16 protein-coding genes and 1 tRNA gene are annotated in these 25,183 nt (G+C 34.1%); 5 read left to right on the top strand and 12 right to left on the bottom strand.

Translation table 11 applies throughout. The annotated features are described in order from the left end of the window. Positions 1–692: 692 nt before the first annotated feature. Together ACP6PM_RS15700 and ACP6PM_RS15705 are read right to left on the bottom strand one after the other, a co-directional pair. Positions 693–1,094, bottom strand: a complete 402-nt coding sequence (locus tag ACP6PM_RS15700; protein WP_426586167.1) for a hypothetical protein — start codon at positions 1,092–1,094, stop codon at positions 693–695. 77 nt (positions 1,095–1,171) lie between these two features. Beyond that, positions 1,172–1,768: a DUF6232 family protein gene (locus ACP6PM_RS15705; protein WP_426586169.1), complete on the bottom strand. Its 597-nt coding sequence runs from the start codon at positions 1,766–1,768 to the stop codon at positions 1,172–1,174. A gap of 298 nt (positions 1,769–2,066) precedes the next feature. On the opposite strand from ACP6PM_RS15705, the gene ACP6PM_RS15710 reads away from it, so the two are divergent. Next, entirely contained in the window at positions 2,067–3,464 is a 1,398-nt protein-coding gene (locus ACP6PM_RS15710; protein WP_426586171.1) for a helix-turn-helix domain-containing protein, read from the top strand. A gap of 261 nt (positions 3,465–3,725) precedes the next feature. Further along, entirely contained in the window at positions 3,726–4,790 is a 1,065-nt protein-coding gene (gene hemE / locus ACP6PM_RS15715; RefSeq protein ID WP_426586173.1) for a uroporphyrinogen decarboxylase, read from the top strand. Between the two features lie 74 nt (positions 4,791–4,864). Here the strand turns inward: hemE and ACP6PM_RS15720 are convergent, their stop codons facing one another. Then, positions 4,865–6,088: an RNA-guided endonuclease InsQ/TnpB family protein gene (locus tag ACP6PM_RS15720; protein WP_426586175.1), complete on the bottom strand. Its 1,224-nt coding sequence runs from the start codon at positions 6,086–6,088 to the stop codon at positions 4,865–4,867. A gap of 175 nt (positions 6,089–6,263) precedes the next feature. Here ACP6PM_RS15720 and ACP6PM_RS15725 point away from each other — a divergent pair, with 175 nt between their 5' ends. After that, the gene (locus ACP6PM_RS15725; protein WP_426586177.1) at positions 6,264–7,238 is read left to right on the top strand and encodes an NAD-dependent epimerase/dehydratase family protein; all 975 of its coding nucleotides are present in this window, start codon (positions 6,264–6,266) and stop codon (positions 7,236–7,238) included. Positions 7,239–7,896: 658 nt separating this feature from the next. Here the strand turns inward: ACP6PM_RS15725 and ACP6PM_RS15730 are convergent. The 3 genes from ACP6PM_RS15730 to ACP6PM_RS15740 form a co-directional block, all read right to left on the bottom strand. Beyond that, a complete protein-coding gene (locus ACP6PM_RS15730) occupies positions 7,897–8,850 on the bottom strand; it encodes a DUF192 domain-containing protein (RefSeq protein WP_426586179.1) in 954 nt (317 codons plus the stop codon). 752 nt (positions 8,851–9,602) lie between these two features. After that, positions 9,603–11,663 carry an HNH endonuclease family protein gene (locus tag ACP6PM_RS15735; RefSeq protein ID WP_426586182.1) on the bottom strand — a complete coding sequence of 687 codons (2,061 nt, stop codon included), beginning with the start codon at positions 11,661–11,663 and terminating at the stop codon, positions 9,603–9,605. A gap of 12 nt (positions 11,664–11,675) precedes the next feature. Continuing rightward, complete coding sequence (locus ACP6PM_RS15740; RefSeq protein ID WP_426586184.1) at positions 11,676–11,984, bottom strand: DUF262 domain-containing protein; 309 nt, start codon at positions 11,982–11,984, stop codon at positions 11,676–11,678. Positions 11,985–12,271: 287 nt separating this feature from the next. On the opposite strand from ACP6PM_RS15740, the gene ACP6PM_RS15745 reads away from it, so the two are divergent. Then, positions 12,272–13,873 carry a B12-binding domain-containing radical SAM protein gene (locus ACP6PM_RS15745; protein ID WP_426586186.1) on the top strand — a complete coding sequence of 534 codons (1,602 nt, stop codon included), beginning with the start codon at positions 12,272–12,274 and terminating at the stop codon, positions 13,871–13,873. Between the two features lie 588 nt (positions 13,874–14,461). Here the strand turns inward: ACP6PM_RS15745 and ACP6PM_RS15750 are convergent. The 5 genes from ACP6PM_RS15750 to ACP6PM_RS15770 all read right to left on the bottom strand — a co-directional run bounded on the left by ACP6PM_RS15750 (position 14,462) and on the right by ACP6PM_RS15770 (position 23,737). Next, a complete protein-coding gene (locus ACP6PM_RS15750; protein ID WP_426586188.1) occupies positions 14,462–18,565 on the bottom strand; it encodes a CHAT domain-containing tetratricopeptide repeat protein in 4,104 nt (1,367 codons plus the stop codon). Positions 18,566–18,582: 17 nt separating this feature from the next. Then, positions 18,583–19,248, bottom strand: coding sequence for a hypothetical protein (locus ACP6PM_RS15755; protein ID WP_426586190.1), 666 nt, complete (start codon positions 19,246–19,248; stop codon positions 18,583–18,585). A gap of 1,341 nt (positions 19,249–20,589) precedes the next feature. After that, entirely contained in the window at positions 20,590–21,837 is a 1,248-nt protein-coding gene (locus tag ACP6PM_RS15760; RefSeq protein ID WP_426586192.1) for a DnaJ domain-containing protein, read from the bottom strand. 1,248 nt (positions 21,838–23,085) lie between these two features. After that, positions 23,086–23,158 (bottom strand) — tRNA-Ala (locus ACP6PM_RS15765). A gap of 306 nt (positions 23,159–23,464) precedes the next feature. Beyond that, positions 23,465–23,737: a hypothetical protein gene (locus ACP6PM_RS15770; RefSeq protein WP_426586194.1), complete on the bottom strand. Its 273-nt coding sequence runs from the start codon at positions 23,735–23,737 to the stop codon at positions 23,465–23,467. Between the two features lie 514 nt (positions 23,738–24,251). On the opposite strand from ACP6PM_RS15770, the gene ACP6PM_RS15775 reads away from it, so the two are divergent. Then, a complete protein-coding gene (locus ACP6PM_RS15775) occupies positions 24,252–24,650 on the top strand; it encodes an RNA-guided endonuclease InsQ/TnpB family protein (RefSeq protein WP_426586196.1) in 399 nt (132 codons plus the stop codon). 270 nt (positions 24,651–24,920) lie between these two features. Here ACP6PM_RS15775 and ACP6PM_RS15780 read toward each other — a convergent pair. Beyond that, positions 24,921–25,183, bottom strand: a 263-nt coding sequence (locus ACP6PM_RS15780; protein ID WP_426586198.1) for a hypothetical protein, incomplete at its 5' end; no start/stop codon positions are given.

Below are 25,183 nucleotides of genomic sequence, written 5' to 3' on the forward strand. Positions count from 1 at the left end.
AAGCTCTCGGAGGTGGGTGATGATTTTTTTTCCTTTTATTACCTAGAGAGTAATAGTCATTTCATTTGCTAAAGCTCCCGGAGATGGATGATGAAATTTTCCTCTCTATTGCGTGGAGAGCAATAGTCATTTCATTTGCTAAAGCTCCCGGAGGTGGGTGATGAAATTTTCCTCTCTATTGCGTGGAGAGTAATAGTCATTTCATTTGCGAAAGCTCCCGGAGGTGGGTGATGAAATTTTCCTCTTTGTATTACCTAGAGAGCAAGAGTCGTTTCATTTGCTGAAGCTTCTGGAGGTGGGTGATGATTTTTTTCCTTTGAATATTTGCTCATATATCCTAATTTTCAAATCCAAAGAAACCAGCGATCGCTGGTAATAATTTTTTCTACTGCTCGATTAATTTTGCTGTCTTAGGTAACATGGATAATTGATAATTAATCATGGATAATTGATAATTCGTCGAGAATATCGTAGGTTGGGTTAAGCGACAGCGCAACCCAACAGATATAGTAAAAGGAAGGGGAAAAAATATTGAGGTACACCCATATTTTTGTTGGGTTTCCTTTGTCAACCAAACCTACAGATGGTAAATTTTTTCTCGGAATTTTCTGATGTATCAAAGTCGGGGGATAAGTTTTAATTCATCGCAAATTTACTTGTCTTTTTGTTATCTGAATATTTGCTCATATATCCTAATTTTCAAATCCAAAGAAACTAGCGATCGCTGGTAATAATTTTTCCCACTGCTCTATTAATTTTGCTGTCTTAGGTAACTCTGTAAATAAGCCTTTAATAAATCTAATTACTTCTTTTGCTTTTTGTTGGTTTCCCTGGGGATTTTTTCCTACTTCTGCCAGACTTTGTAATTTCTTTAAAGCTTCTTCTTTATCCTCTTGACTCAAATTTGATTCTGCTTCAATTGCTTTTTGAAGTTGAGTCAAAGATTCTTTAATTCCTGGTTTATTTGGTTCAGAAGAATCTGGTAATTTATTGATTGAAGAAGTAACATTAATACTAATATCGCCCTGAACTTCATTACCTACAGTTAGAGGGGAATTTTCATTTGAGCCAATGCTGATAGAGTTTTCTTTCATATGTGAACCTTACTTAATTATAAAAATTTATTACTTTAAAAACAATCCGATACCTGTTAACTAGAAAATTGAAGGAATTATAGTAATAAATCTGCTAACTCTACATCTACATCTACATTTATACCTCCCTGAGAAGTATTGTTAGATAGGATAGGAGAATTAATATTGGTTCCTACAATATTTCCATTTATAGAATAATCATTAAAGTTAAAGGTTGAGGGTTTTAATTTCTCCGATCCAGAATTCATAACAAACCATAATTCAACAATTATCTTTTGAATCAATAGTTTATTTGAGCTAACTATAGTGTTTTTATAGCCAGAATTTCCTTCAATAACTAGACCATACTGTTGAGAAGTTATATTAGGTCGATAATGACACAATAGCAAAATATCAACTATTATCAGTAATAAGCCAAATATTTGGAAGTTTGTGTTTGGAGACTGAAGTAATATAATACCTATAGAAATAAGTAATACAAAACCAATAAGTCGTAAAATCGAAAAGCTTCTACTTCTTTTTTTAGTTTTTTTAACTTCAATCAAACTAATACTAGTAATGTTGCTAATTTGATAAATAGTATTCTTATAGATTAAGGTTTTTCCTCTAATTTTTAGAACTGATGGTTCTACTTCTTGTGGTTCTGGATAAGATTTTGGTAAATTATCATTCACCCTTAATTTGACTTCAAAGTTATTCTTGTACTAGCGCATTTAGTAGTAAGCTTTTTTCAAGCCGTACAACTTAGTTGAGATAGACTAAAAATATTAACTACTCATAATATTAAGTCAGAATATTTCTAATCATACCCTGAGATATAGTGTAAGAGTTAAATGTAGTTTTGACTATAGTAAATTGCCTGATTAAATCGCGATTTTTGTAAATAAAAATCAAGTGAATATAGGAAAATATCGTGAAACGTCCTGTGAAGATGAGCTAAAATGGTTGAAACTATTATCAGGACTACACTAAATGACTATTACGGAAGTTTTACAATTTGCCGATCGCCTAGTTTTTACTCATAGAGGAAAACATTTAGATGATATTCAAGAAACTGTTATTAAAGGTGTTTGGCAAGGTAAAACTTATGAGAATATTGCAGAAGAATGTAATCGTAGTGAAAGTCGAATTCGAGATGTGGGTTATCAGTTATGGAAAACTTTTTCCGAAAGTTTAGGAGAAGATATTTATAAGTCTAATTTTCGCTCTACTATTGAAAGATTACACATACAAGAAAAATCTTCTATTTCATCTATCTATAGAACTAATAGAAGTAATTGTAATTTTAACTTCGGGTCACAAACTCTATATCAATATCAAAAATATCCTCAAGATTCTCAAATCGAAGATACTGCTAAAACAACTTATCAGGATTTAAGTATTGCCCCTACAATTAATCATACTTACTTTTACGGACGTACTCAAGAACTAGAAATTTTATCTGACTATATTTTACCTCAAAAAACTCGTCTAATGTCAGTATTAGGATTAAGTGGTATTGGCAAAACTACTCTCGTAAAAAGATTTATTGACCTGAATATTCAAAAGTTCGATGTAGTAATTTGGAGAAATTTAAAACTTGTGAAATCTCTAAATTATCTAATGACAGACCTGTTAAAAAAAATCAGTATCGAAAATGAAAATCTTCTCATCTCAGACGAACAATTCACCCATTTTTTTGAATTATTATCTAGACAAAAATGTTTAATTATTCTTGACGATGTACAAAATATATTTATCAGTGGAAAATTTGCCGGACAATATCAAACTCAACACACAGAATATCAAAACCTCTTCCAAGCGATCGCTCAAACTGAGCATCAAAGTTGTTTAATATTAATTAGTCAAGAAAAAGCTCAGGAAATGACTGCCTTAGACCGAGAACTATATCCGATTAAATCTCTAGAATTAGAAGGCTTAGATAATTCAGCCGGACTAGAAATAATCCAAGAATATAAACTCCAAGATAGAGAATATTGGTTAAACTTAAACAATATGTATCTGGGGAATCCATTATATTTACAATATATAAGCACTTTAATCAAAGATATTTTTCAAGACTTAGTATCTCAGTTCATAGCTGAAGGGAATTTAATTATTACAGAAGAAATGAAACTCATTTTCGATACCTTATACCAGAGAATGTCTGATGTAGAAAAACAAATAGTTTTAAAAATAAGTAAATGCGACGAAAATGTTTCAATAGAAGATTTAAAAATATCCTGCTCATTATCATCTATAGATATTATCAATGGATTACAATCCCTGAAAAGACGATACTTATTAAATCAAATAAAAACTAACAATACCTTATTTAGACTACCTTCCTTATTCAAAGAATATATTAAAAACTTTCAGATGCCAAAGTAAATTATAGTGCTTGCCAAAAAGAATGAATTACTACTTCCTACTCCTTATTTTGAGTCGATAAAATCTTACTTTTAACTTTTGCCTTTTAACTTTTGCCTTTTGACTTCCATGAAATGGTATCTTCATTTTAGGTAAACTTTCGTTACAATCCCAAATCGACTATTTGCACAAGTGTCACGTCCTTGTAAACTTACAGATCAGGCCAAGATAATTGTCCTGTTGATAGAATGAAAAATTTGAGAAGTAGAAGGTAAAATAAAGATGGCCGAATCAAGCCAAATACCCTATTTATTACGAGCAACTCAGGGTGAGTTATTAGACCGTCCTCCTGTATGGATGATGAGACAAGCAGGTCGCTATATGAAAGCTTATCGAGATTTACGAGATAAATACCCCTCATTTCGCGAGCGTTCTGAAAATGTAGATATTGCTGTGGAAATTTCTCTGCAACCTTTCCACGCTTTTAAACCTGATGGAGTAATTTTATTCTCAGATATCTTAACTCCACTTCCAGCAATAGGGATTGATTTTGATATTGTGGAAAGTAAAGGACCAATTATCGATCCGCCTATTCGTACTCAATCTCAAATTGACCAACTTTACCCCATCGAACCAGAAGAGTCTCTACCTTTTATTAGGGAAATTTTACAAGTTCTCAGAAGAGAAGTTAAGAATGAAGCAGCAGTTTTAGGTTTTGTTGGGGCACCTTGGACTTTAGCTGCTTATGCTATAGAAGGTAAGAGTTGTAAAGATTATACAAATATCAAAAAAATGGCTTTTTGTGAGCCAGAAATGTTGCATCAGTTTCTAGGGAAGTTGGCAGAAGCGATCGCTGTTTATGCTCGTTATCAAATAAATAGTGGGGCACAAGTTATCCAAATGTTTGATTCTTGGGCAGGTCAACTTAGTCCTCAAGATTATGAAACTTTTGCTTTGCCTTATCAAAAATTGGTAGTGCAGCAGGTTAAGAAGACTCATCCTAATACACCTTTCATTCTATATATTAATGGCAGTGCTGGATTATTGGAGAGAATGCCCCAGACTGGTGTTGATATAGTAAGTGTAGACTGGACTGTAGATATTGGTGAAGCTAGACAACGCCTTGGTCAGAATATTGGCATACAGGGAAATATAGACCCCGGCGTACTTTTTGGCTCTAAAGAGTTTATCAAATCTCGCATTTTGGAAACTATTCGCAAAGCTGGCAACCGAGGTCATATATTAAATTTAGGACATGGTGTTTTGCAAAAGACTCCTGAAGAAAATGTAGAGTATTTCTTTAAAACTGCCAAAGAGGTAAGTAATTTACTAGCAGTAACTGCTTAAGTTAAATTAAAGCATATTTGAGATTTGGATTAATTTTTTTAGGAGTGGGTTTGTGACATACTCCCACGCCAACCTTAAGGTATGGCGTGGGCTTCTCGCTTCACAGTCCCGCCATTGCGTCGGACTCCACGAACTTTAAGGACGGAATGCCCTACCGCCCTGTTTTTTATATTGATTGCAGCGTTGAGATCGCGGTCTATTACTATACCGCAGTGAGGACAAGAATGAATTCTTTGGGATAATTCTTTAGGGACTTTTTCACCACAATTTGAGCAATTTTGGCTGGTATTTCTGGGGTTTACCCCTATTGTTTTCTGTCCAGCATTCTCAGCTTTGACAGTTAAAATAGTTAAGAATTGTCCCCATCCCGCATCATTAATTGATTTACTCAATTGAGTTTTAGTTAACCCTTTAATATTTAAGTTTTCATGGGCAATAATATCAGCCTTTAATAACAATTCATTAGCTGTTTTAAAATGAAAATCTTTTCGCTTATCGGCTACCTTTTTATGTTGTTTACCCACAGCCTTGACGGCTTTTAACCATCTTTTACTACCTTTTTTCTTGCGGGATAAACGTTTTTGTAGCGTCTTTAATCGCTGCTGAGATTTCCGATAATATTGAGGAATTGGGACCGATTCTCCTTCACTTGTTACCAAAAAATATTTTAACCCCAAGTCAATTCCTAGAGTATTTTCTGATGTAGGTTTAACTTGGGAATTTAATGAGGGAACTGATTTATCTTCCAAAGATAAAGTTACATAATAACCATCCGCTTTACGGCTGATTGTGACAGTTTTAATTTGAAAACCATCGGGTAATGGCCGATGTTGAATCAACTTTACATTACCAATTTTGGGCAGATTAATTCTTTGATTGAAAATGCAGTCCTGTTTGATTTGAGGATAAGTAAAACTGTGATAGCGCCCTTTTCCTTTAAACCTGGGTTTGCCTAATTTTTTCCCGTTTTTATCTGCTTTGAACCACCTATCAAAAGCTAGTTTTACCCGTTTAATGCCATCTTGCAATACTTGAGAATGAATTAACTTATATTCAGGAAATTTATCTTTGGTATTGACCAAATCCTTTTTCTGATAATAATAGTCTGGATTATCTCTTAGTTGAGGAATTGGCATTATTAACGGGCAAGCATTAACCGGACAGCGATTTTCTGACCACCATGAAAAACGCTCACCCAACCTATAGTTGTACTGCCGACGCAACAATTCTAACCACAACTCCATCGTCGCAATTTGGTCTTTATTGGGTCTAAGTTTGTATTGATAGGCAGTCCGCATGATGGAAAATTTTTGAGGCTATATAATAATATATAACACAAATTTTTTCCAGGCGAAAACTTTTGAATAATATTTGTAAAAGGTTTAACCATTTTTTCTAATGCACCATTTAAGGTGTGTTAGTCCACTACAAATTTTGCTAATAACTAATAACTAATACCAATAACTGATTTCTATGAATCATAAACGGATTTTTATCACAGGTGGTAGTGGATGTATTGGTCACTATATTGTCGAATCCCTAATTCAAAATACTAACCACGAACTTTACTTATTAGTTAGGAACCCGGATAAATTAAAAATTGACTATAAAGCTCGTCCTGGTGTTAATCTTTTAAACGCAAACTTGAGAGAAATTGAGCAGTTTTCCCCCTTACTCCAAGAAATTAATATAGCAATTTTAGCTGCTACTGCTTGGGGAAATTTGCAGGAAGTATTTGATATTAATGTGATTAAAACTATTAAGTTAATAAAATTACTCAATCCCGAAGTATGTGAAAATATCATCTATTTTTCTACTGCTAGTATTCTTGACCGAAATAATAGATTACTTAGAAAAGCTGGAGAGATTGGTACTGACTATATTCGTTCTAAGTATGACTGTATGTATCAGTTATCTCGACTAGAGAATATACCTCCTCTAACTTGTCTTTTTCCTACCTTGGTTTTAGGAGGAGATGAAGAAAAACCATATTCTCATCTCTCTGCTGGTTTGCCAGAAATAATTAAACATATTGGTTTAATCCGATGGTTAAAGACTGATGGTAGTTTCCATTTTATTCATGGTGCTGATATTTCTCAAGTAGTTAGTTATTTAGTTGAAAACCCACCCCAGTCAAAAGAATTACAAAAATTAATTTTAGGAAATCCAAAAGTTACAGTAAATCAGGCTGTTGAAGAAATTTGTGCATATCTGAAGAAGCGAATATTTTTTCGTTTTAATTTGGCTCCTTGGTTGATAGAGGTAATAATTTCAGTATTCCAAATTAAGGTTGCAGCTTGGGATAGATTCTGTTTAGAATATCGCCATTTTACATATCAAAATCCTATTAATCCAGCAACTTTTGAACTGCCGAGTTATTGTCCTACTTTTGCTGATATTTTGAGAACTAGAAATATTTTTCATAAGGGAGTAGAGAGTAGGGAGTAGGGAGTAGGGAGTAGGGAGTACGGGAGTACGGGAGTACGGGAGTACGGGATAAAAGTATTTTTCAGGTAAAAAATAGGCTGAATATGGTAGTTGCTATTACTGTTAAGACATTTTCAAGTTAAAGTGAGTAGAATGTTCATTTTATGAAGCTCAAAAATTTCAGTGGAAAATACCAGGAAAATTAACTAAATTTTGTGATAGAATAAATTTATAAGGGTTAACTCGCCTATGCGCATGACTTTTTATTCAACTAAAAATTATGTGTAGTAGTGACAAAAGTTAAATCAAAAAGTATTTTCCTACGAAAAAAGAGACTGAATATCTATAGCGATCGCCACTACTATGAGGAGATTTTCATACTTCTCAAATCCTCAAATGACAAAATTGTTCATTTTTGAAGCTCCAAAAATTTCAGTAGAAAATACTGTAAAAATCAACTAAATTTTGTGATAGAATAAATTTATAATGGTTTACTTGCCTATGCGCATGACTTTTTGTTCAACTAAAAATTATGTGTAGTAGTGACAAAAGCTAAATCAAAAATTATTTTTCTACCCCTGAAAAAAGAGACTGAATATAGCAGTCGCCATTACTAGCACGGACATTCTCAAATATAGTCACAAAAAGAATTTAACTTCTAACTTCTAACTTCTGAGTTCTAACTTCTGAGTTCAACTATATCTAGGCGATCGCCAACCCTTAAACCCAACTCAATAGCTCTACCACCCCTCAACTCAATCACCCCATCAACAGGTGTACCTGGTCCATAAGTAGGGCAAGGTTCAGTTTCACAAGGAGGTAAATTAGAAAAAATTGCCTGTACTTGCCCATTCCTCAGAAAAACCATATCCAAATTAATAAATACATTTCTCATCCAAAAATTCACAGTGCGAGGAGGGTCAATAGAAAATAACATACCCCGATCATCCGGCAACTCAGTCCGAAACATCAAACCTACTGCCTGCTCAAATGGAGTTCGCGCCACCTCCAAATTAACAACTTGACCGGAAAAACTTGCCTGTGCTGAAATAGGTAACATTTGACCTAACTCCACCCCACCCAACAAAGAACTAAAATTCGACTCCTCAAGATTTGTCACTCCTGACAAAACTGCCAAATATTCTCCCGTTACTCTATCTTGAATAATAGTATTACCCTCAGAAGGCAAAATATTCAACTCATTAAATTGTAACCCTCCAGTTAGGATGAGGCGATCGCCACCATTCCCAAAATCAGTAATCACATCTGCATCTGTCAAATTTATCCCACCAGTAGATGATAAGTCTCCACGTCTACCAATGGCAAATATATCTTCTCCCTCACCCCCAGTCATTGTATCTCTACCCAAGTCGCCAATTAACCAGTCTGCTCCCAAATCTCCAGAAATCAAGTCATTTCCTTGCCCGCCAAAAATTGTATCGGCATCTTGTCCACCAAAAATAATATCATCCCCTTGATTACCTTGGAGGACATCGGCTCCCTGGTTGCCGAAAATTTGGTCATTACCTCCGAAACCTTGGGCAATATCTTTACTTTCCAGAGCAGGGATAATATCACTATCGGGAGTGCCACTGAGAAAGTCAATACCTACCGTACCTTGAATATTAGTCATTTCAGTTATCAGTCTCTGAGATAAAGATGCTCTTTAGTTGAATAAAAAGTCATGCTTATAGGCAAGTTAACCTTTATATAAATTAGTATATAAAAATTATATGGGAAGTGCAAGCTGATTTTGGTAACAATTTTTTGGAGCTTCATAAAATGAATATATAGTAATCCTAAATAGATTATAAGATTTTATCGTAGGGGTTTGGTCTCCAAACCCTAGTCAACATAATGGGATTTGGAAACCAAACCCCTACAGTTTTTCTCACATCTCATTCCTGATTACTATAGCTACCAAATTGTTTTCAAATCTAATTAAATCCAGGCAAAACATCTTCAGCAGATCATATTTTAGGGGAGTCTAAATCAGTTATCAGTTATCAGTTATCAGTAATTTCAAACCTCCAGATCAATCAAATATTTTACCTAGTTGAGTTTTATTGTTCTATTTCCATAGAGTTAATCACCAAATTGTTGTCAAATCTAATATAAACCCAGGCAAAACATCTTCACCGGATAATATTTCAGGGGAGTCTAAATCAGTTATCAGTTATCAGTAATTTCAAACCTCCAGATCAATCAAATATTTTACCTATCTAGTTCCAGAGTTGAGGGTTTAATCCAACATTAATATTGCTAGTTTATCCTCCAGTCGGCGACATAATAATTAAATATCCTTTTCTATGACCTGTATTTTTTTATTTGCTTTATCAGTTTAAGCAGAAAAAGTATGGATAGAAATTCAATGCTCTTTATCTGTTAAGATAACCATTCTTCATACATTAGTTTCCAAAGAATATCACATATACGCTTTGTTCTCTCTTCAACAAAATTTTTATCCCATTTTCCTTTTTCTCCAATCTCAATAATTGGCTTGATATGATCAAAACAAGAGGCTTCAGTTAATAATTTAATAGTAGAATCATTCAGATTAACTTGATTTTGTTCTGCTAGTTCTTTTAACTCATCTAATTTATCCGCATCTTTTTCAGCTAAATGACAATAATAAATCCATTTTTCAATCCATTTTTTATTACCAGCAGAACTATTGATTTTAGTAGGAAGTAGAGTTAAATTACCAATTTGCTCATAATCATCATTTGTGTATAAATTTTCGTCCCAATTATCTTCCGTTTGTAACTCTGGCTTTTGAGGCGCTATGTGTTCAATACTTTTTAAATCCTTAGATAACCATTGACTAGGTTCTAAATAAGGAAAAGATGATTTAGGTTTACCTACCTTCATTAAACCAGGATGTTCTGGGTCAGGAATAGTATCGTGCGATGTTACAAACAGAACAAAGCGACACACTTTTTGAACATTATCGTATCTTAAATAATTTATAGCTTTATTTATCCATTTTTCTTTCGTACCTATTTCTTGAGTTTCAAGAGCATTTTTGAAATGACGTTTTAAATTTTCTATTGTCATTTCAGAGTTACCTTTTTTCCACGACATTTTTTCTTGGAGTAACTTTCGATAGACATTATCTAATCCTGTAGTTGGTAATGCAGAACGCCACAAAGTAAAAAATGCTGCTACGATTTTGCATGAAATAGCAAAATTTTCTTGAGCTTGTATTTGATTTTCTTCTTCTAAAGATTCAGAATCATTTTGAGTAGGAATAATCAAGGAATAGAAACGACTTAAAATTGTATGCGACATTTTATGACTAGCATCTTTCAGATAAAGTAAGCAGAAAGATGCAAGTTTTCTCTTCGGTTCATCTAATAAATTTAATTTAGGTAAAATCTTTTTTAAATTCTCCTGAGAATATAAAATTTCTTGGCAATATTCAGCTATATCGCCCATTTGTTCAATAAATTTTTCTTTATCTTTTAGTAGAGATTGTTCACCTTGATTTGAAGAACAATCTTTGTCAAATTTTTCAATCAGCCAATTTCTTTGAGTGCTAAATTGCTTCAATAAACTTTTTCCTTCATAAGTGAAAGAAAATAAAGTTAGGTACTCATTCGTCCTTTTATTCTTACTAGAAGCACTCCGTAGTCTTTCCATTAAGTTTTCTATTTTTGTAAAATTTTTATCCAAGTTAGAATTTTTAAAGCCTTGAGTTTTAGAATCAGCTATATTAACAACCAGAGGCTTAAATGTTTCAATAGCTGTTAAAGGAGTTCCTGTCGCATTTAAAGATTGGAACATATCAAATGCTCGGAGTTGTGATACAGGTTTAATCACAGTTAAACAGCATCGTTTAAGCAAATAACTAGAAAATGTAAAAAGTTGTACTAAAGAACAAATATTTTTTTGATTTTGATCTAAATTTAAAGGTTGAATATTTTTATATTGTTTTACTGTTTCAAATAACTGAGAATATTCATAATTCCATAATTCTGACAATAATGATGTATCTAGTTTATGAAAAATTTCCCAAGCAGAAGGATAATTTATATCATTCTCTTCAAAAGAATTTTTTACTTGGTCTAAGTACAGTTTAATAGACTTGATATTGTTGTCAATCAAAGATTTTTTTACAGGAATGGGAAATTTGATATCTTGATCCTGAGAATGAGAAATTTCATCAATTGTTTTAATAAAATTAGCTAAATAAGATGAAATATCAGATTTATAATGTTCAGCTAGTTCCCCTTGTATAGTCCAACTATCTAGTGAACCTCTAATGATGATTGGTTTATAGTTTGGTGTACCTTTCTTCATATCAAACGAAAAAAGTTCTAGGAGATTCCCTAAAAAATCATCAACAGCTTCTTGTATTTCTTTAAATAAATCTTCTGAATCCGAGTCTTCAGATTTTAGTTCATTTTTAATTGTGTAAATATTTTGGTATAAGCAACAAGCCAATAAAGCAATAGTTTAGATTCGTTGTTGCCCATCAATAATATTATCTATACGAGTAGGAAGTGCGCGAGGTTCTTGTGGCTTAATATTATTAATTTTATCATGTTCTTCCACTAGAATCATTGTTCCCATAAAATGAATAGACTTATCATCTTCAAATAGGTCAGATACTCCAGAACAAATATCATCCATCAATTGTTCAATATTTTCAGTATCCCAACTATATTTTCGCTGATATAAGGGAATATAGTATCCCAGCCCTTGTTGATTAAAAATATATAAAACTGGTTCACTGGATGTAGAAAAAAATTTATCAATATCCATATTTTTTTTGCCCGAGATAGTTGAGTAATTAATAATTATTGTATTTATGAAAAATAATTGCAGTCCAAGTTATTAAAATTTAACTATTACTTAAGATTTTCGCACCCTCAAAAAAGATAATAATGTCAAAATATATTATATTCAAAAGGGAAATCTTAACTGTTTAGATTTGATAACCAAGAAGAAATAATTACTTTTTTATTTATTGGTTAAACTGAGCTAATTACGTTAAGCTTAACCCATCAAAAAAAACAGACTTGACCTTAATGTGAGGAGCTAATCTTTAAATGCGAGTTTTATTAATTTATCCCTTATTTCCCCAATCTTTCTGGTCTTTTGAAAAAATTTTGGAACTGATAAATCGCAAAGTAATGCTACCTCCGTTAGGTTTAGTAACAGTAGCAGCTATCTTACCCCAGGAATGGGAATTTAAGTTAGTCGATAGAAACATCAGAACAGTAACAGAAGCAGAATGGGAATGGGCAGATTTAGTCATACTCTCGGCAATGATTGTCCAAAAAGAAGATTTACATGACCAAATTCGAGAGGCAAAACGACGCAATAAATTAGTGGCCTGTGGTGGTCCATATCCAACAGCATTACCCCAAGAACAATTGGACAGTGGTGTAGATTTTCTAATTCTGGACGAAGGGGAAATTACTTTGCCTATGTTTATCGATGCTATTCAGCGTGGCGAAACTAAAGGTATTTTCCGTGCAGATGGGAATAAACCTGATGTGACAACAACTCCTATTCCCAGATTCGATTTATTGGAAATGCAATATTATGAATCTATGTCGGTTCAGTTTTCCCGTGGTTGTCCGTTTCAATGTGAATTTTGCGATATTATTGTTCTGTATGGTCGTAAACCTCGCACTAAAACGCCAGCACAATTATTAGCAGAGTTAGATTGCTTATACGACTTAGGATGGCGTGGTTCTCTATTTATGGTTGATGACAACTTTATTGGCAATAAGCGTAATGTTAAATTGTTGCTCAAAGAATTAAAAGTTTGGCAAGCAGAACATCAATCTCCATTTAAACTGACTACAGAAGCTTCTGTTAACTTAGCAGAAGACCCAGAGTTAATGCAATTAATGGTAGACTGCAATCTTAGAGCGGTATTTTTGGGAATAGAAACTCCTGATGAAGATAGTTTAGAGTTAACCCATAAATATCAAAATAATCGTAACCCTCTTAATGAAGCGGTAGAGAAAATTATTAAGTCTGGTATAAGAGTAATGGCAGGGTTTATTATCGGTTTTGATGGAGAAAAACCAGGAGCAGGCGATCGCATCGTTAAATTTGTGGAAGAGACTACTATTCCTACTGCTATGTTTAGTATGTTGCAAGTCTTACCAAATACTGCACTTTGGCATCGTCTGAAAAAGGAAGGTCGTCTTTTAGATAAAGGTGCTAACATCAATCAAGTAACCTTGACAAATTTTATCCCCACCAGGCCAATAGAAGATATTGCCAGAGAATATGTAGAAGCATTTTGGCAGTTGTATGACTATGAAAAGTTTTTAGATCGAAATTATCGACATTTTATAATGATGGGCGCTCCCACTGCTAAAGGTGCTGCAAAAATACCAAGTTGGATAGAATTACGAGCATTATTGACTCTTTGTTGGCGACAGGGAATAAAGCGAAAAACTCGTTGGAAATTTTGGCATCATTTGTGGAGCATTAGAAAACATAATCCTAGTGTCTTGACAGCTTATATTAGTACCTGCGCTCATATCGAACATTTTTATGAGTATCGTCATATTGTCAAAGAAAAAATTGAAGCCCAGTTAGCTGAATATTTAGCTGAGAATAAAAAGTTAAGTGTGATTAAAGAAGAAGTCAGGAGTCAGAAGGAAGAGATAAAAGAAGAAGTAGCTTAATAATTAAGAGAGAATTTGTAGGGAATTTTATAGAATCTCCCTACAAATCATGCTATGTTTATACTTACATTCCGCACGACAAAATGTAGTATCAAAAATAGGAGACAGGAGACAGGAGACAGGAGACAGGAGATAATTATAGTGGTCAAGAGGAGTAAGTAATTAAGTATTTATGCTTAATATGTTCCCCCTCGTCTGACTCCTCAGAAAGGTCAAATGCAGGATCTATATAGTATAAATATCTACCAACCTACAGTTTTTTTTATACTACTTTTAATGTTACAACTTGACGTGCGGAATGTGGGTTTATATAAGCTGAAAAATACTGTAATATAAAATCCGGTTCAATACTTATTATATATTTGGGCGAGATGGAGAGATGGGGAGATGGGGAGATTGAATATTGAAGTCTAGATAGAATTATGAACATATACTGTATAACCGGATTCTATATAATACTTTGTTGCTCAATTAACTAATAGGGAATAGTGAATGAAACTGTTTATTTCATATCTTGAATTGATTTCATATTTTATTTTTGGATATGTCTATTTATTACTTCTGACTTCTGACTTCAAACTTCTGACTTCATTTCCACTCTCCCTGCACAACAAATGGTGCCCAATAATAGGGTGCTTTCCGCTCTTCTGAACTTAACATTTCTAACTGAGATTCCCTCATTGACTCTACAGGATTTTTCCCTTTTTCTAACATTTTCCGATAATAATTTTGCATTAATTTAGATGTCGAATTATCTTCAACGCTCCATAAACTTACTACTACTCGTTTGGCTCCCGCATACATAAATCCTCTGGTTAAACTTACTAATCCTTCTCCTCGAATTTCTTCTCCTATTCCTGTTTCACAAGCACTTAATACTACTAATTCGGCTGGCATTTCTAAGTTAAATATATCGTTTAATTGTAAAAATCCTGGTGTTTCTTTGCCTGTTTCGTCATACAAGGAAAGCACTAATCCTGATAATTCTGGTTGACTTTCATTTAATAAGCCGTGGGTGGCTAAATGTACTATTTGATATTGGGATAAATCGGGATTTATTGCTGTTTTTCGATTGGCATCGAAGTCTAATGATAGTTGTTCTAAATTGTCGGGAACTAATGCTAATATTGCTTCGGCTTCTTGACGAGTTCCTTCTAGACGATTGAATGATGAACCGAGAAAATCTTCTAGAGAACGGGTTAATGCCATTGCGGTTATATTATTAGTTTCTGTTTCTTTTTTTGGTTGAGAAGCTGTTTGAAACCTGGGGTCGTTATCTGCAAATACTGGGTCGGCAATAACGGCTACTTTTTTGGGAGCGGGGGTTCTGCCTTTGACTTGTTCTCTGAGAATAGAAATACTGGAAGATGAGGGTAAAGTGACTATTTCATGGTTGACAATTAAGGGTTGATAATTTTGACCCCCCTCATTCCCCCCTACAAGGAGGGAAGTAGAATTTTTCCCCTCTCTATTATTTCGATTCTTTCCCCCCTCTCCTTGCAGGAGAGGGGTTGGGGGAGAGGTCAAAGGTAATGCTGCAAATGGAATTGCTTGTAATATCCCATCCCCGACAATAATTAATCGTTTATTTCCTAATTTATTGGCTACAGGCGATAATAATATTTCACTTAATTTATTTCCCGTTTCTGGCACTGGGGAAAGGGAGATTATTTCTTCTCTAAATTGTCTGGCTAATGTTTCTATTTCAGATTTTTTTGGTAGTTCATAACTGCTAATTTCTGTGGGAGTTACTAACCATAAATAACTAGCTTCTCTTCCCAGAGAATATTGTAAAAGTATAGTGTCTTTGTCGATGACTTGTTGTTGAATTTCTGAGGCAGTGAGGGGTTCTGGATATTTGAGGCTGGCGTAACGAGGGCTATTTTGTTTGATTTTTACTTCTAATTCTTGGAGTTGGTTGGTTAGAGTTTCAATTTGTTGTTTGAGTTCGTCGGGGTTATATCCAGGGGTATTGAGTTGTCGTGCTTGATCTAAGGTGTTGAGTTTTTGTAGAAGTTGTTTTTCTTGGGCGAGAAGTTGGGGGGCTACTCCGGTTTTGATGTCTGCTCCTGATTCTGCTAGGATGTCTAATAAGCTTCTGGCGCGACTGCGTTCGCTGACACTTAATGCTTTTCTATCATTACCTTCGTCTGGGTTTTGTTTGTGGAGTTGCATTAGGAGGTCGATGTAGAATTGATAGTAATCTTGAACTGTGGCAAAGTAGGATGTTCGCAGGTCTTGAGCAACTATTTTGGTACGGAGGTCTTCGATTATTTTTATGGATTTTTCTATGAATTTTAGGCTTTCAGTGAGGTTGCCTTGGCTAGCTTTGAGCCAAGCAATACTATAAAGACTGAGTGCTTCCCCTCCTTTATCCCCTACTTGCCGTTTTAGAGGTAAAGCTTGATTGTAGAAAGTCAGTGCTTTTTGTTTTTCTCCTAAGCTATCGTAGACAAGGCCAATATTATTGAGAGTGGTAGCTTCCATTCTTTTATCCCCTACTTGCTGAAGCTTAGGTAATGCTTGATTGTAGAAAGTCAGTGCTTTTTGTTTTTTTCCTAAGCTTTCGTAGACAAGGCCAATATTATGGAGAGTAGTAGCTTCCCCTCCTTTATCCCCTACTTGGTGAAATAGAGGTAAAGCTTGATTTAAGTAATTGAGTGCAAGTTGTTTTTCTCCTAAGTTATCGTAGACAGCGCCAATATTATTGAGAGTGGTAGCTTCATCTCCTTTATTCCCTACTTGCCGAGCTAGAAGTAAAGCTTGATTGTAGAAAGTTAGTGCTTTTTGTTTTTCTCCTAGGTCACTGTAGACAACGCCAATATTATTGAGAGTCGTAGCTTCATCTCCTTTATTCCCTACTTGCTGAAGTAGAGGTAATGCTTGATTGTAGTAATTGAGACCCTTTTGTATTTCTCCTAAGTCACTATATACTTTGCCAAGATTATTGAGAGTGGTAGCTTCCATTCTTTTATCCCCTACTTGCTGAAGTAGAGGTAAAGCTTGATTGAAGTAATTGAGTGCAAGTTGTTTTTCTCCTAAGTCACTATATACTTTGCCAATACTATAGAGTGTAGTAGCTTCCCCTCCTTGCGGTCTTAGAGGTAATGCTTGATTGAAGTAATTGAGTGCCTTTTGTTTTTCTCCTAAGTTATCGTAGACAGCGCCAATATTATTGAGAGTGGTAGCTTCCCCTTCTTTATCCCCTACTTCCCGTCTTAAAGGTAAAGCTTGATTGTAGAAACTCAGTGCTTTTTGTTTTTCTCCTAAGTCACTGTAGACAACGCCAATATGATTGAGTGTACTAGCTTCCTTTCCTTTATCCCCTACTTGCTGAAATAGAGGTAAAGCTTGATTGTAGAAAGTCAGTGCTTTTTGTTTTTCTCCTAAGTCGCTGTAGACACCGCCAATACTATTGAGAGTGACTGCTTCCAGACTTTTATTGCCTACTTGCCGTCTTAGAGGTAAAGCTTGATTGTAGAAACTCAGTGCTTTTTGTTTTTCTCCTAAGTCACTATATACTTTGCCAATATTATTAAGAGTGGTAGCTTCCACTTGTTTATCCCCTACTTGCCGAAGTATAGGTAAAGCTTGATTGTAGAAAGTCAGTGCTTTTTGTTTTTCTCCTAAGCGATCGTAGACACCACCAATATTATTGAGAGTGACTGCTTCCCTTCCTTTATACCCTACTTGCTGAAATAGAGGTAAAGCTTGATTGTAGAAAGTCAGTGCTTTTTGGTTTTCTCCTAAAACAGCGTAGACACCGCCAATACTATTGAGAGTGACTGCTTCCCCACCTTTATCCCCTACTTGCTGAAGTAGAGGTAATGCTTGATTGAAGTAATTGAGTGCAAGTTGTTTTTCTCCTAAGTCACTGTAGACATGGCCAATACCTGTGAGAGTGACTGCTTCCTTACCTTTATCCCCTACTTGCTGAAGTAGAGGTAAAGATTGATTTAAGTAATTGAGTGCTTTCTGTTTTTCTCCTAAGCTATCGTAGACAAGGCCAATATTATTGAGAGTACTAGCTTCCCCTCCTTTATCCCCTACTTGCCGATCTAGAAGTAAAGCTTGATTGTAGAAAGTGAGTGCTTTTTGGTTTTCTCCTAAGTCCCAGTAGACAGAACCAATATTATTGAGAGAGGTAGCTTCCCCAACTTTATCCCCTACTTGCTGAGATAGAAGTAAAGCTTGATTGTGGAAATTGAGTGCTTTTTGGTTTTCTCCTAAAACAGCGTAGACACCGCCAATACTATTGAGAGTGCTACCTTCCATTCTTTTATGCCCTACTTGCTGAAGTAAAGGTAATGCTTGATTGTAGAAAGTGAGAGCTTTTTGTTTTTCTCCTAAGCTATCGTAGAGAAAACCGATCCAAGCGAGTGTATTTGCTTCTCTTTTCAGGTTGCCCGTTTTTCTAAATAGTAATAGTACCTCTTCCCATTTAGCTATAGCTTGCCTCCGAGATTCTGCTGTACCTTGGTTATATAGTTTATATCTCTGTTTATATAATCTCTCTGCCTCAGCACTCTTGTCTCTCTGAGCAATAACTTCTCCCCCATTGACAATATTGGGCAACATTAATACAGGAAAACTGACATTAAATAACATCAGACTATTAACACTGAGAATAGACAACCATCTCTTAGGAGAAACCATAGATCCAACCCTTGCCTCACAACTAGAAATTTTCATCTATTATATTTCTAGTTTCAAGGAAGATATGCAGGTTGTTTAGGTTCAGACACAGAGTTACGATCAAAAATTTTCTCTTGGGTAAGTGCAATAGCATCTATTTTAGTAGGTTGCTTTTTTTGATCTCTTCTTAATATAAGATTAATAGACTCAAAAGTTAAATTCTCCTCAATTCCATATAAATAATCAGTTTTTCTAGTTTCTTTCTGAACAATAACGTATTTCCACTGTGATGCTTCTACTACTAGAGTTTCACCTAATAATTCCCATTTATCGTCTTTTAAAAAGAAAAGTTCAACTTCAACCTGTCGATTTTTTTCCTCAACTCTCATACAATACTCCGTTTGGGAATTTGGTTTGCCATCCAAAAGAATATAAGGAAACTCAGAAGTATTACGCTCTTCTGGTTGTATACCAGGAATAAAATCTGGGTCTACAAATAATCTTGTTAACCCCGGTATAGCAGGTTCTTGAGGGCGTATCCAAGCTTTAAGTTCACCATCGTCTTTAACCTGACTGAAACCTGTCGGACAGGAAGAAGCATCTTCCTTGATAACCATTTCAACATCTTCACCAATTTTCCCATTCCAACAAAAGGGTGAATTATCCGCATATTCTAAAGCTATAACATAAGAATTTCTCGGCTTTATTGCATCTTTTGGAAAAATTCCCCTCCAATACAAATTAATAGCACCATTACTTGGATCGAGAGGACTTATTCCTAAGTCTACTAACCCACATTCCGCACTTCAAATTGTATTGTAACAAGTTGAAGTGCGGAATGTGGGATAATATATTAGTTTATTTAATATTAATATGTATAAATCAGTCACTAAAAATTGTTAGATTTGAGTCGGGATACAATCACCCAAAACACCTATAGACAAGATTTTCAAGACTTAAGATTTAATATCTAGATTCTCAAGTATTACAAATTAACTCACAGAATTATAGAATCTACTTAATATATAAAAACCGTGTAATAACGGAAATACGTTCAATTAATAAATAAATATAATTTATAATCTATTTCCATATACACAAAGTATTTGTCTTCACAGAATCTTTAAAAATTTAGCTACTGCTTTATAGAAAATTCAAAAAGATAGTTACATTCAATAATTAATAATGAATAATTAATAATTACCTCTCCTTGAAAAGAAGAGGATTGACTAATCATGAAAATTTTTATTTATTATCCCCTTAAAAGGGGAGGCTTTAAACCAAAATTTTTCGGTAAAATTGTCTGGAAAACTATTAATTAAGATATTTGCGTTCCTCTTTACACCTAATACCAAAACGAATTCAGCCTCTTAATATTTACTTTATAAATCAGCTTTTAGACCTCTCCAAAAATCAAAAATAAAATCAATTATTATCCTTTTATTATCAATTATTTCTCCCTGTTCCCTATTCCCTGTTCCTTCTTTTCTGGAGATGTCTATTAAAAAGCAATTGATAAATTTAAGAATAATTAGAAAGTATTGAAAAAAACTGATTTTAACAAGCAAGAGTGTATATTCATTATTTATGAAACAGCTAAAAACTGACTGCGAGATAGCTGAATAAGTAGGTAGGCACGAAAAAAACTAACTATGTAACAAAAAGTAAAGTAGCTCTAAAAGCTCTGCCCTCTGCCTTCTGCCTTCATATAACAAGAAATTTTAACGCCTACCTACTTATTTACAATTAAAATCTTTTTTACTTTATTTTCATATCCTTTTCTTTGACTATTCTCTATTATACCAATTACAAAAAATAATGCTATACTTATGCAAAACTTCAATGATTAAGTAATTAGTCGAATTCAGTAAATTTAAATACGATTATCAACCAGTTAGTTCATATTATTACCAGGATTTAACTGCTCCTATACTCCCCTACTTCCCTACTCTCTCACTAAATAAAATTTAGAAAAGTTTTTGAGATTTGGTATTAAACGTTCTCTCGTTTGTGAATGTAGGAATATTTTATCAAATAGGTATTATATAACATCTAATTAACCCTCCTATAAAAATATTTATCTAGTTAATTAAACCAAATGGCAACCCACTTACTAATAACATAATAGGTACTGTTAGGGCAGATTTTTCTTCAGAAATATTGGAAATTTTATGACAACCACTATACATAATTAAAATCGTATAACAAAGAGCAAAAATAGCTACAATAAAACTAATTACCCAATTATTTAAAACTCCACTGACAAACAGTAGTAAACCTAGAGGTAATAGTGAGACACCTGCGATAAACAAATCTCCTGTTAAACTACCATTAGTTTTAAATATTAGTCTAGCAAAACCACTTGTAACTGCGATATTCACAAAGGGAATAATACCGATAATTATTAACAATAAAAAACCTGTATGATTACCTTCATCTAATCGTTGTAAAATCAGACTAATTCCTATTACAAAGCAAACTTCAAATATTACTCCTAATAAAATTCCTACATGCAGCGCTCTTTTTTGTTCCAATTGCTCAAAAGCTGGTAATAATCCTCCTATTGGATTAGGCAAAAAAGTCTTTACTGCAATCCAACTATCCTGAAAAGTTCTCTGAAATATTTCTCGTATTTCTGCCCAGGAAAAATCCTTTAAACTTTTAATAGCTTCTAGGGATATTTGAGAATTAGCTCTATCTCCTTGCTCTGCAAAAAGTTGGGCAGCTTTTCTGAAATCCAATCTTGCCAGACGATGTTCTTGTAATTCTAGATAAACCAAACCACGCTGATAATAAATATGAGCAAAATTCGGATTTATTTCTAATGCTTTAGTATAGTCTTCCATACCAGCTTGAATATACCTTAATTTCATCCGACATAAACCCCGATAATAGTAAACTTCTACTAAGTATGGGTCTAAAAATAATGCCTTAGTATAATCAATATCGGCATTCCGATAATCTTGCAATTTATAACTAGCAAATCCTCTATGATACAAAACTTCTGCCCAATCAGGATTAATTTCCAGTGCCTTTGTATAATCTAATATTGCACCTTGATAATCTCCAAACTGACTTCTAGCAACTCCACGCTTATATAATTCTTGTGCTTCCCCTAAGGTTTGGTCATATTGCGATCGCTTCAATGGGTCAGAAAGAATCTCATACACTGAATTAATTTCTTTAAATTTTTCTGCTGCATTTGTATCCTCTGAATTGACGTCAGGGTGATACTGACGTGCTAGGCTATGATAGGCTTTTTTAATCTGTTCTGCTGAAGCATCTTTTGATACTCCTAGAACTTCATAATAGTTATGATCTTTTTCCATCTAACCACAGTTTTCCAAAGCACTGCTTTTAGGCAATTATTGCTAATTATATCATAAAATATCTCAATGTTTATGCCAAACAACATAATTATCAATAAAATCAGAAAGAATGTAATTTTTTCTGATATAGAATTTATCAAATTGGTGAGATAGATAAAATTTAGATTTTAAGGAGCAGCGGTGCGACCCCTGGTCAACGACTGAGACAAGGGAATGGGCACTAATAGAGGAAACAGGGAATAGAAAAAATACTGTATTTCATTAATATCAGAACTACTATCAGTTAGAGACTGTTTGTAAAATAAGTATTAAGAGAACATGCGAGTGACTAAAATCTAAAAGCGGTAATACTTCAAGAGATTGAAATTTGGTAGGTAGAGAAGTATTCAGTACATATATTCCTAGATTTTTAAGCGACAAATATTTGTCTTGATTTCTTCCTCCTTATTCCCTATTCCCTATTCCCTATTCCCTGTTCCCTGTTCCCTGTTCCCTGTTCCCTGTTCCCTATCTCCTTTTTATATTTCCTTTACAAACAATCTCTTAAATATTTAACTTTTAGTTTGGAGTTTTTATACCTTTAAATACTACCTCATAATGCCGATAATATTTATTAACAAGTATTAACAACAAATCTCCTTAAATATGTCTATAATTCTCTCTCAAACATGAGTTAATCAAAGCGATTTTTAAGGCTGTAAATCATGGAAAAACTTGATTTTTGATGTATGTCAGATGAAAAATTAAGCCTGACATTGGCGATCAAAAAATACTTAATAGCTTTCAATATACAAAAAACAGATAAAAAATATTAACAAGGAATAGTTAAAACCCATGCTTTCTAATTGTTAGATTCTGACTCCTGACTCCTAACTTCTAAGAATTTATACCAAACATCTATCAAAATAATTGGGTCGCGTAACCTCGTTAAAAAAACAACTTCTGATTTCTATATGTCGGCAATCCGACAGCTCCCCTATCTCACTTCTAACTTCGTTAACACACTTGCTAATAGACTCTCAATACTGATGAAATTACCATCAGAAAAATACACCACAATTTTCATAATCTAGTGGTAGAAAATTATTATTTACGATAAGTTCGGTATTTACCTTTATATTTCTCAATATGGACACGACCTATCTTCTCCTTCTTTACCTTTTGAGTGTTTCGTTTCGTCATTTTACGATACTGAAATGATACTGGATTTAGTACCTACAAAAGGAGAGAGTTTAGTCTCTATCAATATGGAGTTAAGCGGACTCGAACCGCTGGCCCCCTCAATGCCATTGAGGTGCTCTACCAACTGAGCTATAACCCCGTGTATATAGGTTTCAGAGCTTCGATTAAGCTTTATTCATTAGATAATATCAGTTAGAAACCAGTAAGTCAAGAATCTAGTTGTTTTGGCCATGGGATTATTAAGCAAAACCATTTTACTTAGGCTATTTTGTACAGATAAAGAGCAGTGGACTCTGGCCACAAAAAAAATCCACTAATTATTTTGAACCTTGACAAGTCAGATGAGGTCATGTATTATGTATATATTAGTTAATCGAATAATCAATAAAAATTGGCAAGTTAGGGAGTAATTCCTAATCTTAACTTTTTAAGTTAAGTTTAAATTTTAACCCAAGAGGTTCTTCCAATTCGGTACTTGCCAGTCTTGACCACAGATGACTAAGCTGCCATTAGTGGAACATCTTTTGTGAGTGTCATTGCATATTTGACAATTCTCTTCTAACTTAGAAAATTTTTCCCACTTATATTTCTGGTTAGGGCTAGATGTAGAGTAAATAGTTGATAATTCTACACTAGATGTATTACTATAGTAACCATAACTATAATTATTAGGAAAATGACTATTGCGTTCTTGAGGATTTTCGTTTAAACTATACATATTATTTTAACCTTATTTGTTTTTGGACACGGCTGCTGAGGTCGTGTTTTTTTTGTTCTTTCATAAGTTTGTAAAAACTTATTTTTAGTTTTAGAAAATTTTGGATGAGGATGATCTTATTGTAGCGATATTTCAAGGAAATGAGTGAAAAAAGAGCAAAAATGTCTAAAATAAGGCAAATATGTAGCTCTAAGCTGATTTTACTCTTATTTAGAGCCTAGGATTCTCTCAAAAAACAGGTTTTGCAATATTGCAAATTGACTCTAAGGATAAAAGAACTTCTCACGTTATACAGTTAGAAGTTCCTCCAGTCTATTTCTCTTTAATTCATTCTGTGTAAACCAGAACGTCCTCAGAGTCTTTCCTTGATTGTCGATAAGATGGTTGCTTAATTAGTCTCCAACCTTCACGCTTCATTGATTCATTCACAGCAGCCAGGAAGTCATCTTTGCTGGTTATAGTGATAATCTTACGTATTACGCTCCCGAAAACCCCAAGCTAAAGCTTTCAAGAAGTGGATTACTTCTTGGTAGTGTATGAAGATTTAAAGATTGCTAACATATTGAAAAATCATCACTTGGCCAAATCAATATCTGATGCAAGTTGGTATCAGTTCACGGAATGGCTAGAGTATTATGCTAGGTTGCACGGAATTGTTTGTATAGCAGTCCCTCCACATTTCGCCACCCAGAATTGTTCGTCTTGTGGTCAAACAGTCAAAAAATCCTTATCACTAAGAACTCACAAGTGTTCGCACTGTGGTTATATTGCCGATAGAGACTACAATGCAGCAAGAAACATTTTAGCTAAAGGTTTAGAAATGTTAGGAGCAATAGTTAACAGTACCTCTCGGTACTCGGAACCAGGGGGAGACCCAAAAGCTAGGGGAGAGTCGGACCTCTGGAGCGCGTGATAGCAACCCATACCAATCTAAGTTGTCTCTATGAACGTAGAATCATCAATGATGAGAATCCCGCATCATAATCTCTGATTTGATGCCGGGATTATGTCAATAGGAGAATAATATTTTGATAGCTCCTTTACTATTTACCCTGATTAGCTTGGTAAGAATTGATTCTTACTTATAGCGGTTTTCACAAAGGTAGACTACAGTAAAAATTCTATATGTACCTAAAGTTTAATAAATTGCAGAAATAGTTGTATTCTATGTTAATGAAAACCGCTATAATTTCATCAACATATTATCGACTGTTTTCCAGACTGATTGCTTTCTAGAGTTAGGAGTAGTTTGATCATTTTCGGTCTTGTGGTTCGTCCATACCTCTAGCAGATTAAATAGTTTAGCTTGAGAGAAATACCCTAGTTTATACTTCTCCAGAGAAGCATCATAATACCCGCTAATCCCTATTGACACTCCACGGGATAAATCCGCGTGGATTCTGAAGGTTGTTAAAACAGGGGATAAATCCGCCTGTTTTAACTTCT

Origin of the sequence: Dapis brunnea BLCC-M229 (assembly GCF_050015995.1) — a bacterium.
Classification (GTDB): domain Bacteria; phylum Cyanobacteriota; class Cyanobacteriia; order Cyanobacteriales; family Microcoleaceae; genus Trichodesmium.